Raw genomic sequence first — 13,122 nt, forward strand, 5'->3', positions numbered from 1 at the left:
GATTTCAATGCGGTGTTGTGTGATGACAGGGACGTAGCTCCTGTGTATCCCGAGCAAGTAACGGGACGCAATGATCTTGACCCGCCTTCTGGCGGGTCTTTTTTTGCTTCAGACCTGCAGCAGTCGGCTCAGCACCCAGAGCCAGCCCGTGATGGTCAGGAAGGACAGCACCACGGCCACCATCAGCGCCAGCAGCGTGTCTCTTTCATGGCCATAGCGCGCCCCGATGATGGGATAGATGGAGAACATGGGCATGCTGGACAGCAGCACGGCGGAGAACTGCAACACCGGGTCGAAGTCGGGTACGACAAAGAGCACCAGCAGCAAGGTGATCAGCGGCTGCACTATCAGCTTGGCACCCACCACCAGGATGAGGTCGCGCTCCTGTCCGCGCAGATTCACCGAGCTGCGCGCGATGGCAAAGCCGACCGCAAACAGCGCAATGGCCGCAGAGGCCCGGGCGACCAGATCAATGGCCTCGGCCAGAACCAGTGGCACCGGAATCGCCAGTGAGGACACCAGAACCCCGGCGATGATGGCGAGAATGATGGGGCTGCGCATCAGTTGAACGCCCACCTGCCGGATCGCGGCGCCGATCGAACCGCCCGGACCGGCTGCGGTGACCTGCAGGGCCAGCAGAAAGGGTGTGAAGAACAGCAGGTTTTCGGTCAGTACGGCCATGGCAAAGGCATTGCCCGGGGTCTCGGGGAAATACTGCATGGCGATGGGCAGACCGAAGAACAGGGTGTTGGGCATGATGCTGCCAAACCCCTGCAGCAGTGCCTGTATGCGGTCTCGGCCCATCAGCAGGCTGGCCACGCCGATCACCAGCAATGCGGTAAGCAGCCCGCTGCCGCCATAGGCCAGCATGAAGGCGGGTTCGATGATCTCGGAGGCTGGCACCCGGGACAGGGTGGTGAACAGGGTGGCGGGCAGCGCAAAGCGCATGACGAAATTGCCCAGCACCGGGCCCGCCTGGTCGCCCAGCCAGTGCCGGTGCGCCGTCAGCATGCCCAGTACGACGACCAGGAAGATGGGGGCGGTGATGGCGAATAACTGCATCAGTCGTCGGCGGGCATCCAGATTTGGGCGGCCTGCAGAATACGATCAATGTCCGGATCGGTGCAACCGGCGTGCAGCAGATCAGCCTCCAGTTCGGCCGCAGTGAAGGCGGTGCCGGCGGCCGTATTGATCCGCTCGATCAGGGTCTCCGGGCTGTCCGGGTTCTGGTTGACTGCATCTATGGACTGGCGCAGCAACAAGGCTGCATCGATGCCTGCCGGCTGGCCGGAGTGGAGGCGAAAACGCAGGGTTTCGGCAAACAGCAGGCCCCGGCTCTGCCACAGGTTCTGCTGCAGGCGCACTGGATTGAATTCCATGTGCTGCAGACCCATGAGACTCTGGTGCAGGGCCGCACCGGTGCAATGATAGAGTTCCGGCAGGGCCAGCCACTCACTGCTCCAGCTCACCCCATCCCGCTCGTGTGCTCCCAGCCCGGCCTGCAGCATCTCCGCCGCCTGGTGTGCCGAGCGCCGGGCCAGGGTCTGAATCAGTTCGGCATTCACCGGGTTGGATTTCTGCGGCAGTGTAGATGAGCCGCCGCCATTGGCAAAGCGGATTTCCCCCACCTCGGTCTGCGCCATCAGCATCCAGTCGTGCGCCATCTTGCCCAGCGCCGTGGTGGTGATGGCCAGCCAGGTGGCCAGTTCCTGCAGGCTGTCGCGCTGCGTATGCCAGCCGCCGTCAGCGGCCAACTGCAACTGCTCGGCCAGCGCCTGGCGCACCGGAATGGCCTGGTTCTGCAGGGCGGACAGATTGCCCACAGCACCGGCCAGCTGCACCTTGAGCAGGCGTGGCCGCAGTGACTGCAGACGCTCGAGCTGTCGCACCAGAGGCGCCAGCCAGCGCACGATCTTCAGCCCCAGGTTCATGGGGGCACCCTGCTGGCTGCGGGTACGGCCAGCCACCAGTTGGTTGCGGTGCTGCGCCGTCAGTGCCGCCAGGCCCTGCACCAGTTGCCGGATCTGCCGCTCGAAATGGTCGAGCAGTTCACGGCTTTCCAGCACTGAGGCCGTATCCATGATGTCCTGGCTGGTAGCGCCATGGTGCAGGGCGCGGTGATGCACGGCCGGAATCTCGGCTTTCAGGGCCTTGATCAGCGTGGGCAGGGGCACGCCGTCCTGCGCCATGCCGGCGCTGATGGCGTCCATGTCCGGCTGGAAGCGGGCGAGGGCAGCGCTGACCGCCTGCGCATCGGCTTCGGTACAGAGGCCGGCCCGGGCCAGGGCCTCGGTCAGGGCCCTCTCGACCATCAGCAGGCGCTGGATGCGCTGGGTATCATCCAGAATGCGACTCACTGTCGGATCCCGGAACAGACCGTCATAAAGCCCTGCTGGCGCCATAATCGGCTTGCCTCCTGTTGGTGCTACACGCCTTCCAGTACGATGGCAATGCCCTGGCCGACACCGATACACATGGTAGCCAGACCGAGCTTGCCGCCGCTGCGCTGCAACTGCCTGGCCAGGGTGCCGGTAATACGGGTGCCGGAAGCGCCCAGCGGGTGCCCCAGTGCAATGGCACCGCCGTTGGGGTTCACCTGGGCCGCATCGTCGGCAATGCCCAGTTCGCGCAGCGTGGCCAGCGCCTGGGAGGCAAAGGCCTCGTTCAGTTCGATCACATCGAACTGGTCGGGTTTGATCCCGAGCCGGGCACAGAGCTTCTGCGTTGCCGGGGCTGGGCCGATGCCCATGATGCGTGGTGCCACACCGGCGGTGGCGCCGCCGCGAATCCGGGCGATGGGGGTCAGGCCGTATTTTTTTGCCGCTTCGGCAGTGGCCAGTATGACAGCAGCTGCGCCGTCATTGACGCCGGAGGCATTGCCGGCGGTCACGGTACCGTTGTCGCGGAAGGGTGTAGGCAGAGTCGCCAGTTTTTCCAGTTTGGTCTCAGGCCTCGGATGTTCATCCCGATCCACCACCACAGGGTCGCCCTTGCGTTGCGGAATGGTTACCGGGGTGATCTCCTCGGCCAGCACGCCGTTGTCGATGGCCTGCCCGGCCTTCTGCTGCGAGCGCCAGGCAAAGGCGTCCTGATCTTCGCGGCTGATCTGGAAGTCGGCGGCGACATTTTCTCCGGTCTCGGGCATGGCATCGGTGCCAAACGTCTTGTGCATGAGCGGGTTCACGAAGCGCCAGCCGATGGTGGTGTCGTGAATTTCCGCCTTGCGTGAAAAGGCGCTGTCGGCCTTGGGCATCACGAAGGGCGCCCGCGACATGCTTTCCACCCCGCCGGCCACGACCAGCTCGGCCTCGCCATTGCCGATCATGCGGCTGCCATAAAGGATGGCATCCATACCCGAGCCGCACAGCCGGTTGATGGTGGTGCCGGGCACGCTTTCCGGGTAGCCGGCCAGCAACAGGGCCATGCGGGCGACATTGCGATTGTCCTCGCCGGCCTGGTTGGCACAGCCGAAGATCACTTCGTCAACGGCGGCCAGATCCATGGCCGGATTGCGTGCTTTCAGTGTGGCCAGGGGGATCGCCGCCAGATCATCGGCGCGCACGCCGCTCAGGGCGCCGCCATAGCGGCCAATGGGGGTGCGAATATAGTCACAGAGATAGACGTCAGTCATGATGCACTCTTTGTTATCGGATCAGTTGAGCGACCGCAGTGCGTCCAGTTCGGTGGCGTCCGGGGCCGGGGTTTCGTCCACCTGATCGGCATAGCGGACGGTCCAGCCGGTATTGTCCTGGATCTGCTCGCGGGTCACTCCCGGATGTATGGAGGTTACCACGAATTCACGGGTTTCCGGGTCTGTCTGCCAGATGCAGAGGTCGGTAATCAATCGGCTCGGGCCCTTGGTGGTGACGCCCAGTTCGCGCCGTTCGCGACCTGTCGGCCCGTGGCCCAGCGAGGTGATGAAATCCACCTGCTTGACGAAACCCCGCGTCGACTGCTTCATGACCAGAAAGATTTCCTGACAGGAAGTGGCGATTTCCGGGGCACCGCCGCCGCCGGGCAGGCGCACCTTCGGGTTGTGATAGTCACCGATCACTGTGGTGTTGATGTTGCCGAAGCGGTCGAGCTGAGCCGCGCCCAGAAAACCGATGGTGATGCGACCGCCCTGCAGCCAGTAGCGGAACATCTCGGGCACGGATACCGTGGTCACGGCAGTCTCGCAGAGCTCTCCGTCACCGATCGACAGCGGCAGCGTGGCCGGTTTGGTGCCGATGGTGCCGGATTCGTAGATCAGGGTGATGTCCGGGGCATGGGTCAGCCGGGCCAGGTTGCAGGCGGCCGAAGGCATGCCGATGCCGACAAAGCAGACGTCGTCATTGCTGACCGCACGGGACGCGGCCACCGTCATCATTTCATTGGTGCTGTAGTCCATGCTCAGTCCTCCTGCGCGGAATCGGAACGGGAAGTCACAGTCGGGCCGTCAAAGGTGACGCGTTCGGCAAACACCTCAGGGCCGACCTCGAGGACATGCGTCTGCATCCACTGGCGGAAGGTTTCGCGGTCACTGGCGATCGGGTCCCAGGCCTTGTAGAAGTCATTGTCCCGCTTGTAATACCCCTGCGCATAGGACGGATGCGCGCCGCCCGGCACCAGGCTGATGGTGCCCACCGTCCAGTCCGGCAGAATGCAGACATTGGGATGCAGGCCGGCAAAGTCGTCGACGATTTCTTCCACCGTCACCACCGACCGTTTGGCGGCCAGCACTGCTTCCTTCTGTACCCCGACGATACCCTCGATCAGCACATTGCCCTTGCGGTCGGCTTTCTGCGCATGAATGATGGATACATCCGGCTTGATGGCGGGCACGGCGGCCAGCCTTTCGTTGGTGAAAGGGCAGTGGATGAATTTGATGTTCGGGTTCACTTCGGCCAGCTGGGCGCCCAGATAACCGCGAAAAATGGCACAGGGCAGACCGGCTGCCCCGGCTTCATAGGCGTTGGCCATGGCGGCATGGCTGTGTTCCTCGATCTCCAGTCTGGTCGGCCAGTGCTGCTCATAGGCATCGCGCAGGCGGCGCAGGGAACCCACGCCGGGGTTGCCGCCCCAGGAGAACATCACCTTGCGGGCACAGCCCATGCCGATCATCTGGTCATAGATCAGGTCCGGTGTCATGCGGATCAGCGTCAGGTCGGTCAGACCCTGACGGATGATCTCGTGCGCCGCCGCATGCGGAATCAGGTGGGTAAAGCCCTCCATGGCGACGGTGTCGCCGGACTGCACCTGTTCGGCAATGGCGGTTTTCAGGTCGACGATTCTGGCCATGTTTCGGTGTCCTCACAAATCAAAGAATACGGTTTCCCGCTCGCCCTGCATGTGGATATCGAAGTTGTACTCCACGCCGGTGGCGGTATCCCTGCGCTCGGCAATCAGGGTCTGGCGGCGCTCGGCCGGCACCGACTGCAGTACCGGATCATGGGCCTGGGCAGCCTGATCATCGGAGAAATACAGCCGCGTATAGGCATGGTTCAGCAGGCCGCGCATGAACACGATCACGGTAATGAAGGGTGCCTGGCGGTCATCAATGGCACCCGGCTTGACCGTGTCGAAGATAAAGCGGGCGTCGGGGTCGGTACCGGTACCGAAACGTCCGAAACCGCTGAAACCCTCGATCAGAGGCCGTTCCGTGCGCTGGTCGGCCGGATGATTGAAGCGCCCGGCTGCATTGGGCTGCCAGAGTTCGATCATGGCATCTTCGGCGGCCTGGCCGTCGGCGTCGAATACGCGGCCCACGATGCGGATGGCTTCGCCCGGCATGTCTTCGCGCGGACGCATCTGGCCGTCGACCAACTGGCGAAAGTCATAGAGATACTGTTCCGGGGTCAGCCCATAGGCAAAGAAGGGGCCTACGGTCTGGGACGGGGTCTGTTTCAGGGTCATGCTCAGGCCTCCGGCGTGGCACTGGGACCACGCAGTACGATGTCGAAAATATAGCCCAGGGCCCAGGCCTCTTCGGTGACATCCAGCGAGAACCGGCTGACCATGCGCTCGCGCGCGCCGGCCGGTACCGACTGGTAGATGGGATCGAATGCCAGCAGCGGGTCATCGGGGAAGTACATCTGGGTCACCAGGCGGGTGCTGATACTGGGACCGAACAGCGACAGGTGGATATGCGCCGGACGCCAGGCATTGGGGTGGTTGCCCCAGGGGTAGGCGGCCGGCTTGATGCTGATAAAGCGGTACCGGCCTTCGGCATCGGTCATGCAGCGACCGGCGCCGAGGAAGTTCGGGTCCAGCGGTGCATCATGCACATCCTTCTTGTGCACATAGCGGCCGGCGGCGTTGCACTGCCACACCTCGACCAGAGTATGGGGCACCGGGTTGCCATGTTCGTCCAGCACCTGACCAGTAACGATGATGCGCTCACCCAGCGGCTCGCCGTTGACGCGGCCATTGCGGGTCAGGTCATGGTCCAGTTCGCCGACGCTTTCCGCGCCGAAGGCGGGCCCGGTCAGGGCGGCCAGGTCCGGGTTGATCTCGAGCAGGTTGCGCGAGACACCGCGTTTGCCCGTGGATTTGTAGCCGCTGTCGATAAAGCCGGCCATGCTGTCCCAGTCACGGGGCGTATAGCTCTGGGGCTGTGTGTCGGACTTGCTCATGGGTTTTCACTCTCCATCTTGACCAGGACATCTTTGGCCACGCGGATTGCTGTGTTGGCGGCGGGCACGCCGGCATACACGGCCACCTGCAGCAGCACCTCCTGGATTTCGGCCTTGCTGGCGCCGGTATTGCGGGTGGCGCGAATGTGCATGGCCAGTTCTTCTTCATGTCCCAGCGAAGCCATCATGGCGATGGTCAGCAGGCTGCGATCGCGTTTGCTGAGGCCGGATCTGGACCAGACCGAGCCCCAGGCATTTTCGGTGATATAGGACTGAAAGGGCGCGTCGAACTCGGTTTTCAGGCGCTCGGCACGGTCGACATGGGCCGCGCCCAGCACGCTGCGGCGCACCCGCATGCCCATCTGGTAGCGCCCGGCCTCTTCCAGCGGGTCATGCAGGAAATCGTGTATCAGCTTGCTCAGGGTCAGCGGCTGCTCGATACAGGGCAGATGGCCGGCGCCCTCGACGACGGTGTAGGTGGCCTCGTTGATCTGCTCCGACAGGTCTTCCACCACATCCGGCGGGGTGGCCTGATCGTCGCTGCCGGCAATCACCAGTGTCTTTTTCTCGATGGCGCGGGCGTCATACAGCAGGTCGGCATCACGGATGGCCGCGCAGGTGCCCATATAGCCTTCGGCCGGGGTGGCGGTCAGCATGTTGCGCCACAGGGTCATCAGTTCCGGCTGCTTTTCCTGATAGGCCTGCGAGAACCAGCGGTCCATCACGGTATCGGCCAGGCCCTCGGTGCCGCTGGTCTTCACCTTGCTGATGCGGGTGTTCCAGGCTTCACTGTTGCCGATGCGATAGGAGGTGTTGCTCAGAATCAGGCTGTCCACCCGCTCCGGCTCACGGGCGCACAGGCCCAGAGCGATCATGCCGCCCACGGAGACGCCGCACAGGGTTGCGCGTTCGATCTCCAGCGCATCGAGCAACTGGGACAGGTCATTGATATGGTCGTCGATGGTGTACGGTGAGGTCGGACAGGCCGACAGGCCGTGTCCGCGCTTGTCGTACAGCAGAATCTGAAACTGTGGAAAATGCTCGGCCAGGTCGTCCCAGATACGGAAGTCCGTACCCAGCGAGTTGATGAAGACCAGCGTCTCCGGGCGGCCCGCATTGCGCAGTTCGTAGTGAAGCTCTATACCATTGGCGATAACAGCATACATGGGTGCACTCTCTCCTGGTGCCAGACGCCTCTACCATGTCTGCGTGCCGGGAAATTGTAAAATGAGCTTTCGCCGTCCCGATATATTGTTTTCTGTATATTGCCGGGTGCTCAGGGTGTGCCCAGTTCCTTCTCGTCCACAATGCTGGTCGACACTGCGCGCACGCAGCTGATCATGACGTCCATGGCATTGGTGGCCAGGGCATCGACCGGGCGCGTGAAGCCGACGGGGCCGAGGGTTTCGCGGGCGTCGAAGTCCAGTTCGACCAGAGCGCCCTCTTCTATATCTCTGGCCACGGCACCGCGGGAAATCATCCAGACGGCATTGGTATCGCGCACATAGGCGCGCGCAAAGGCGTGCGACACGGTTTCGATCTGGTTGGCATTGAGGCTGACCCCATGCGCGAGCAGGTACTTTTCCACACTGTTGCGGATGATGGAGTCACCCGTGGGCATGATGACCGGATAGTGCTCCAGCGCCTGCAGCGGGCTGCCGCCGTGCTCCAGTACCGGGTGGCCGGGGCGCACTGCCAGGGCCAGACGTTCCAGATAAAGCTGCTCGAAGGTCAGCCCCTGCATGTCATCCGGCTGCCCCATGCGCCCGATCACGATATCCAGTTCGGACACCCGCAGGCGCCCCAGCAGATAGGGAATGGGGCCGGTTATTATATTGACCGTGGTGTCGGGCAGGCGCTCCTTGAAACGGCGCACCGCAGCCGGCATCACCCGCGCCGCTACCGTGGGCAGAGCACCGACCGTAACCGGCGGGTGACAGCTGTCGCGCGCCCGCTGCACGCTGTTGATGCCTTCGCGCAGGGCGTTGGCGCTGCTCAGGGCATGGCGCAGAAAGGTTTCGCCAAAGGGGGTCAGCACGACGCCCTTCTTCTGCCGATCGAGCAGGTCGACGCCCAGCATTTCTTCCAGTTCCTTCAGCTTCTTCGACACTGCAGGTTGCGTCAGCGCCAGGTGATCGGCGGCCTTGACCACGCCACCCTGGCGCACGACCTCGATAAAGCACTGCAGATGCCGGAATTTGATGCGGTTGTCGATGACCATAACGGGGCCCTGGCCGAAGGTGTTCCTTCAAGCTATATGGAATTTGATATACAGGCAAGTCAAAGAGTCATTAGGGGCGACGCTCCGGCCTCTCTAGTATTGAGTGAGAAAAACAATGAGCAGAGTGAACGGATATGACAGAACTTGAGACTCAGGTTGTGGTGATCGGTGCCGGTCCGGCGGGTCTGTTGCTGAGCCGCTTTCTGCACGATGCGGGCATCAGGGCCGTGGTGCTGGAGCGCCGCCCGATGGGCTATGTGCTGTCACGCATTCGTGCCGGCGTGCTGGAACCCGGATCGGTGGATCTGCTGCATCAGGCCGGTGTCGGGGCGCGTCTCGACAGGGAAGGTCAGCGGCATGAAGGCTTCGCCATCTCCTACGGCGAAGACCTGTTGCGCATCGACATGCAGTCACTGGTGGGCAAGAGCGTCACCGTCTACGGGCAGACCGAGGTCACCAAGGATCTGTACGCCGCGCATCAGCAGAATGGCTGTCCGCTGCATGACGATGTGCCGGATGTAGCCATCGAGGGACTGGACACGGATCGCCCCGTTGTCACCTGCACCATTGATGGCGAACCAACCCGGATTCACTGTGACCTGGTTGCCGGCTGTGACGGCTTCCACGGGGTCAGTCGGCAGTCGATTCCGCAGGCCGAACGCCACGAGTACGAGCGGGTCTACCCCTTCGGCTGGCTGGGCATTCTGTCGGAGACGCCACCGGTCGACCACGAACTGATCTATGCCAGTCACGAACGCGGCTTTGCGCTGTGTTCCATGCGCTCCAATGTGCTCAGTCGCTACTACATCCAGTGCAAGGCCGACGACAAGCCCGAACAGTGGAGTGATGAAGCGTTCTGGGATGCGCTGAAAGCGCATCTGCCGGAGCATGTGGCGAAAACCCTGGTGACCGGCCCCTCCATCGAGAAATCGGTGGCGCCGCTGCGCAGCTTTGTCTGCGAGCCGATGCGGTATCAGCGCCTGTTCCTGGCCGGTGATGCGGCGCATATCGTGCCCCCGACCGGCGCCAAGGGTCTGAACCTGGCCTTTTCCGATGTGCACTATCTGTCCACAGCCCTGATCGAGCACTATCGCGACGGCAGTACCCGGGCGCTCGATCAGTATGCCGAGCGCGCGCTGGCCCGGGTCTGGAAGGCCGAGCGCTTCTCCTGGTGGATGACCTCTCTGCTGCACCGTTTCGAGGGCGACGAATCGTTCAACGAGCGCATCCGGCAGGCGGAGTTCGACTATCTGGTCTCCTCGCCGCGCTACCAGGCCTCACTGGCCGAGAACTACGTCGGCCTGCCATTCTGACTCGGGTATTGATAGCCGGGTCGAGTCTGATGCATGGCCGCAGACGGTCTCACAGCGCATGCACCAGACGGCACGTTTCTACAGATCCAGTACCAGTCGCTTCGACTTCGAGCGCGAACAGCACGGGGTGAACTGGTCATTGGTGGCATGTTCATCATCATCCATGAACATGTCCCGATGTTCCGGTTCGCCCTCAAGCACCTTCGTCAGACAGGTGCCGCACACCCCCTGTTCACAGGAGGTTGGTATGAAGATGCCGGCCTCGTCCAGCACTTCGAACACGCTGCGATCCGGCGGCACCGTGTAGACGTCGCCGCTGCTGGCCAGTTCCACCTCGAAACTGTCGTCGTCGCTGGTATCGAACTCGGCGCCCTCGAAGTACTCGGTGTGCAGTTGCTGCTTGGGCCAGCCCCTGGACTCGAAGCTGTCCATCACGGCTTCGATAAACCCCCTGGGACCGCAGACGTAGACATGGGTGTGGTCTGCCGGCTCGGGAATCAGCTGTGGCAACTGGTCGCGAAAACGTTGCCGCGGAGCACCATCACTGAAGTAGAAGCGGGTCCGGTCGGCAAAGGGCGCCGAGCGGATTTCATCGCGGAAGGCGGTGCGGGCCTCGGAGCGCGCACTGTAATGCAGATCGAACGCGGCGCCCCTGCCCTGCAGGGACCAGGCCATGGACAGGATGGGCGTGATGCCGATGCCGCCGGCGAACAGCAGGCTGTGCCGGGCCTCGTTGGCCAGTCGAAAGTGGTTGCGCGGGGCACTGACCAGCACCAGGTCACCTTCCTGCAACTGGTCGTGCACGGCCACCGAGCCGCCGCTCGAATCCTCTTCCTTCAGCACCGCCAGTCGGTAGCGCTGGTCTTCCGTCGGGTCATTGCTGAGCGAGTACTGACGAACCACCCCGTCGGCCACCTGCAGATCGAGGTGGGCGCCGGCACTGAAGCGTGGCAGCGGCCGAGCGTGGGGGTCGACCAGCTCCAGGCTGCAGATGCGCTCGGCAATGATGGTCTTGCGCTCCAGGCGCAAGACCATGGACAGACCTTCCTGAGTCAACTGCATGTGGGTCTCCTGTATTAGCGGCTGGCAGCCGGGATACGGCCTTCTTCCTGCAGCAGCCGGTCGATGATGCGCCGCGCCTGCACGCCGCCGCCATCGATGTTCAGCTTGAGCAGACTGCGCTCCGGGTAGGCGAGCAGATTCTTCTGCTGCGACTCCAGCATTTCCAGGTCCTCGGAGAAGATCTTGCCCTGACCTTCGCGGATGCGCTCGGTCAGTGCCTCGTCTTCCGGCTTGAAATGCCGTGCCATGCCCCAGAAGTACCAGATGGAGGTCTCGGTCTCCGGCGTGATGAAATCGACCACGATGCTGGATGCCTTCTTGTCATTCGGCGCGTCGTAGCCACCATGGCCCGCCAGCGCCACCCCGACGTCGATATGCACACTGCTGGGCGGTGTGAAGCGGCAGACCTGCCAGCGGTCGACTGGCTGGTCCGAGGGCAGGCCATTGCCTTCCAGTGCGGCCTGCCAGAACGGCGGCGCGGGGATGTTCTCCATGTGGCGCTCGGTAATCACCTCGTCGCCCTCGCCCTTGTAGGTTTTGGGGGCGGCTTCCTCGATCTCCGGCTGACCGATGCTGGTCGCATGCACATAGGTCTCGTGCGTCAGGTCCATCAGGTTGTCGACCATCAGCCGGTAGTCGCAGTTGATGTGATACAGGCCGCCGCCATAGGCCCATTCCGGACTCTCGGCCCAGTGCAGGTGCGGAATGTCGCCCTTGTCGGCCTGTTCCGGATCACCGGTCCAGACCCAGATGAAGCCATGGCGTTCCTCGACCGGGTAGGCCTTGATGCTGGGGAAGCCCTTGACGCGCTGGCCGGGCATGTCCTGACATTTGCCGTCACAGCCCATGACCAGGCCGTGATAGCCGCAGACCAGTTGGCCGTCGCGTACAAAGCCGAGCGACAGCGGCGCCCCGCGGTGGGGGCAGAAGTCTTCCACGGCCGCAACCACATTGTTCTCGCCGCGGAAAAAGACGATGGGTTCGCCGCAGATGGTGCGGCCCAGGGGCTTGTCCTGAACTTCGTCGGGTGTGGCAGCGACATACCAGGCATTCTTGGGATACATGAGCGCTCTCCTCTGAAAGGTCCGATTGTTGTAGTTGTGCTTTTATGGATCCATAATAATATCGTATTCGCCGTTACCACAAATGAAAAGCCGTAATCCTGATATATTGGATCCAATATGCCAGATGTCGGTCAACCAGGGAGACAGCCGATGAGTCAGGTCAGCATGCAGGTCATCACGGAGCTGCGGCGCATGATCAGCCAGGGTGAGCTGGCGCCGGGCGAGCGCCTGACGGAGACGCAGATCGCGCAGACCCTGGGCGTTTCACGCATGCCGGTGCGACTGGCCTTTCGCACCCTGGCACAGGAGGGTCTGCTGCAGCAGGCCGGCAAGCGCGGCTTTCTGATTCGCGAATTCAGCGAAGACGACGTGATCTGCGGGCTGGAGATACGGGGTGCGCTGGAAGGGCTGGCCGCTCGTCGGCTGGCCGAGCGCGGCCTGACCGACGAGGTGCGGGCCGAATTCCGGCATATTCTGCAGGATGGCGAGGAGTTGCTGACCGACCAGACACTGAATGACCGCAAGGTGGAACAGTGGAGCGCTATCAACGCCAGGTTTCACAACACCCTGGTCGAGGCTGCCGGCTCACCGGTCATTGCCGATGCCATAGCGCGCAACAACCACCTGCCCTTTGCCTCCTCCGACTCCATCATGATCGACCACAACGAACTGGAACGGGAATTCCGCAAGCTGCAGCTGGCCCAGTGGCAGCACCAACTGGTGGTGCAGGCCATCGAGCATGGCGAGGGTGCGCGCGCCGATGCCCTGATGCGCGAGCATGCCTATGTCGGGGTGCGCTACGGTTCACTGTTCGGGCTGCAGGTCCGGCTGCGGCCCTGAATGAAAGC

General features: G+C 62.9%; 13 protein-coding genes. 2 read left to right on the forward strand and 11 right to left on the reverse strand.

Annotation, left to right across the window (positions count from 1 at the left end):
• Positions 1-108 precede the first annotated feature (108 nt).
• From E4656_RS10050 to pcaQ, 9 genes are all read right to left on the reverse strand, one after another.
• Complete coding sequence (locus E4656_RS10050) at positions 109-1,062, reverse strand: AEC family transporter (protein ID WP_135483093.1); 954 nt, start codon at positions 1,060-1,062, stop codon at positions 109-111.
• Complete coding sequence (locus E4656_RS10055; protein WP_135483094.1) at positions 1,062-2,402, reverse strand: lyase family protein; 1,341 nt, start codon at positions 2,400-2,402, stop codon at positions 1,062-1,064. The genes E4656_RS10050 and E4656_RS10055 overlap by 1 nt, the downstream gene beginning before the upstream one ends.
• Positions 2,403-2,425: 23 nt before the next feature.
• Positions 2,426-3,631: a 3-oxoadipyl-CoA thiolase gene (gene pcaF / locus E4656_RS10060; RefSeq protein ID WP_135483095.1), complete on the reverse strand. Its 1,206-nt coding sequence runs from the start codon at positions 3,629-3,631 to the stop codon at positions 2,426-2,428.
• Between the two features lie 21 nt (positions 3,632-3,652).
• Entirely contained in the window at positions 3,653-4,390 is a 738-nt protein-coding gene (locus E4656_RS10065; protein WP_135483096.1) for a CoA-transferase subunit beta, read from the reverse strand.
• A 2-nt stretch (positions 4,391-4,392) separates the two neighbouring features.
• Complete coding sequence (locus E4656_RS10070; protein WP_135483097.1) at positions 4,393-5,280, reverse strand: CoA transferase subunit A; 888 nt, start codon at positions 5,278-5,280, stop codon at positions 4,393-4,395.
• Between the two features lie 12 nt (positions 5,281-5,292).
• On the reverse strand, positions 5,293-5,895 hold the full coding sequence (gene pcaG / locus E4656_RS10075; protein ID WP_135483098.1) for a protocatechuate 3,4-dioxygenase subunit alpha: 603 nt from the start codon (positions 5,893-5,895) through the stop codon (positions 5,293-5,295).
• Positions 5,896-5,897: 2 nt separating this feature from the next.
• Positions 5,898-6,614, reverse strand: a complete 717-nt coding sequence (gene pcaH, locus E4656_RS10080) for a protocatechuate 3,4-dioxygenase subunit beta (RefSeq protein ID WP_135483099.1) — start codon at positions 6,612-6,614, stop codon at positions 5,898-5,900.
• Entirely contained in the window at positions 6,611-7,780 is a 1,170-nt protein-coding gene (pcaDC, locus tag E4656_RS10085) for a bifunctional 3-oxoadipate enol-lactonase/4-carboxymuconolactone decarboxylase PcaDC (protein WP_135483100.1), read from the reverse strand. Before pcaDC ends, pcaH begins: the two co-directional genes overlap by 4 nt.
• 110 nt (positions 7,781-7,890) lie before the next feature.
• A complete protein-coding gene (gene pcaQ, locus E4656_RS10090) occupies positions 7,891-8,835 on the reverse strand; it encodes a pca operon transcription factor PcaQ (protein WP_135483101.1) in 945 nt (314 codons plus the stop codon).
• Between the two features lie 134 nt (positions 8,836-8,969).
• Here pcaQ and pobA point away from each other — a divergent pair, with 134 nt between their 5' ends.
• Positions 8,970-10,148, forward strand: a complete 1,179-nt coding sequence (gene pobA / locus E4656_RS10095) for a 4-hydroxybenzoate 3-monooxygenase (RefSeq protein ID WP_135483102.1) — start codon at positions 8,970-8,972, stop codon at positions 10,146-10,148.
• A 78-nt stretch (positions 10,149-10,226) separates the two neighbouring features.
• Here pobA and E4656_RS10100 read toward each other — a convergent pair whose 3' ends face one another.
• On the reverse strand, positions 10,227-11,210 hold the full coding sequence (locus E4656_RS10100) for a PDR/VanB family oxidoreductase (protein WP_240753957.1): 984 nt from the start codon (positions 11,208-11,210) through the stop codon (positions 10,227-10,229).
• A gap of 14 nt (positions 11,211-11,224) precedes the next feature.
• Positions 11,225-12,274, reverse strand: coding sequence for an aromatic ring-hydroxylating dioxygenase subunit alpha (locus E4656_RS10105; protein ID WP_135483103.1), 1,050 nt, complete (start codon positions 12,272-12,274; stop codon positions 11,225-11,227).
• A 150-nt stretch (positions 12,275-12,424) separates the two neighbouring features.
• Between E4656_RS10105 and E4656_RS10110 the strand changes: the two genes are divergently transcribed.
• On the forward strand, positions 12,425-13,114 hold the full coding sequence (locus E4656_RS10110; protein WP_135483104.1) for a GntR family transcriptional regulator: 690 nt from the start codon (positions 12,425-12,427) through the stop codon (positions 13,112-13,114).
• Positions 13,115-13,122 lie beyond the last annotated feature (8 nt).

This window comes from Natronospirillum operosum (genome assembly GCF_004768465.1).
In the GTDB taxonomy this organism is placed as follows: Bacteria; Pseudomonadota; Gammaproteobacteria; order Pseudomonadales; family Natronospirillaceae; genus Natronospirillum; species Natronospirillum operosum.

Coding starts and splice junctions, on each gene's coding strand:
- pcaH (WP_135483099.1), bottom strand. CDS start 6,614: ATGAGCAAGTCCGACACACAGCCCCAGAGCTATACGCCCCGTGACTGG.
- pobA (WP_135483102.1), top strand. CDS start 8,970: ATGACAGAACTTGAGACTCAGGTTGTGGTGATCGGTGCCGGTCCGGCG.
- pcaQ (WP_135483101.1), bottom strand. CDS start 8,835: ATGGTCATCGACAACCGCATCAAATTCCGGCATCTGCAGTGCTTTATC.
- E4656_RS10050 (WP_135483093.1), bottom strand. CDS start 1,062: ATGCAGTTATTCGCCATCACCGCCCCCATCTTCCTGGTCGTCGTACTG.
- E4656_RS10110 (WP_135483104.1), top strand. CDS start 12,425: ATGAGTCAGGTCAGCATGCAGGTCATCACGGAGCTGCGGCGCATGATC.
- pcaF (WP_135483095.1), bottom strand. CDS start 3,631: ATGACTGACGTCTATCTCTGTGACTATATTCGCACCCCCATTGGCCGC.
- E4656_RS10065 (WP_135483096.1), bottom strand. CDS start 4,390: ATGGACTACAGCACCAATGAAATGATGACGGTGGCCGCGTCCCGTGCG.
- E4656_RS10055 (WP_135483094.1), bottom strand. CDS start 2,402: ATGGCGCCAGCAGGGCTTTATGACGGTCTGTTCCGGGATCCGACAGTG.
- E4656_RS10105 (WP_135483103.1), bottom strand. CDS start 12,274: ATGTATCCCAAGAATGCCTGGTATGTCGCTGCCACACCCGACGAAGTT.
- pcaG (WP_135483098.1), bottom strand. CDS start 5,895: ATGACCCTGAAACAGACCCCGTCCCAGACCGTAGGCCCCTTCTTTGCC.
- E4656_RS10070 (WP_135483097.1), bottom strand. CDS start 5,280: ATGGCCAGAATCGTCGACCTGAAAACCGCCATTGCCGAACAGGTGCAG.
- pcaDC (WP_135483100.1), bottom strand. CDS start 7,780: ATGTATGCTGTTATCGCCAATGGTATAGAGCTTCACTACGAACTGCGC.
- E4656_RS10100 (WP_240753957.1), bottom strand. CDS start 11,210: ATGCAGTTGACTCAGGAAGGTCTGTCCATGGTCTTGCGCCTGGAGCGC.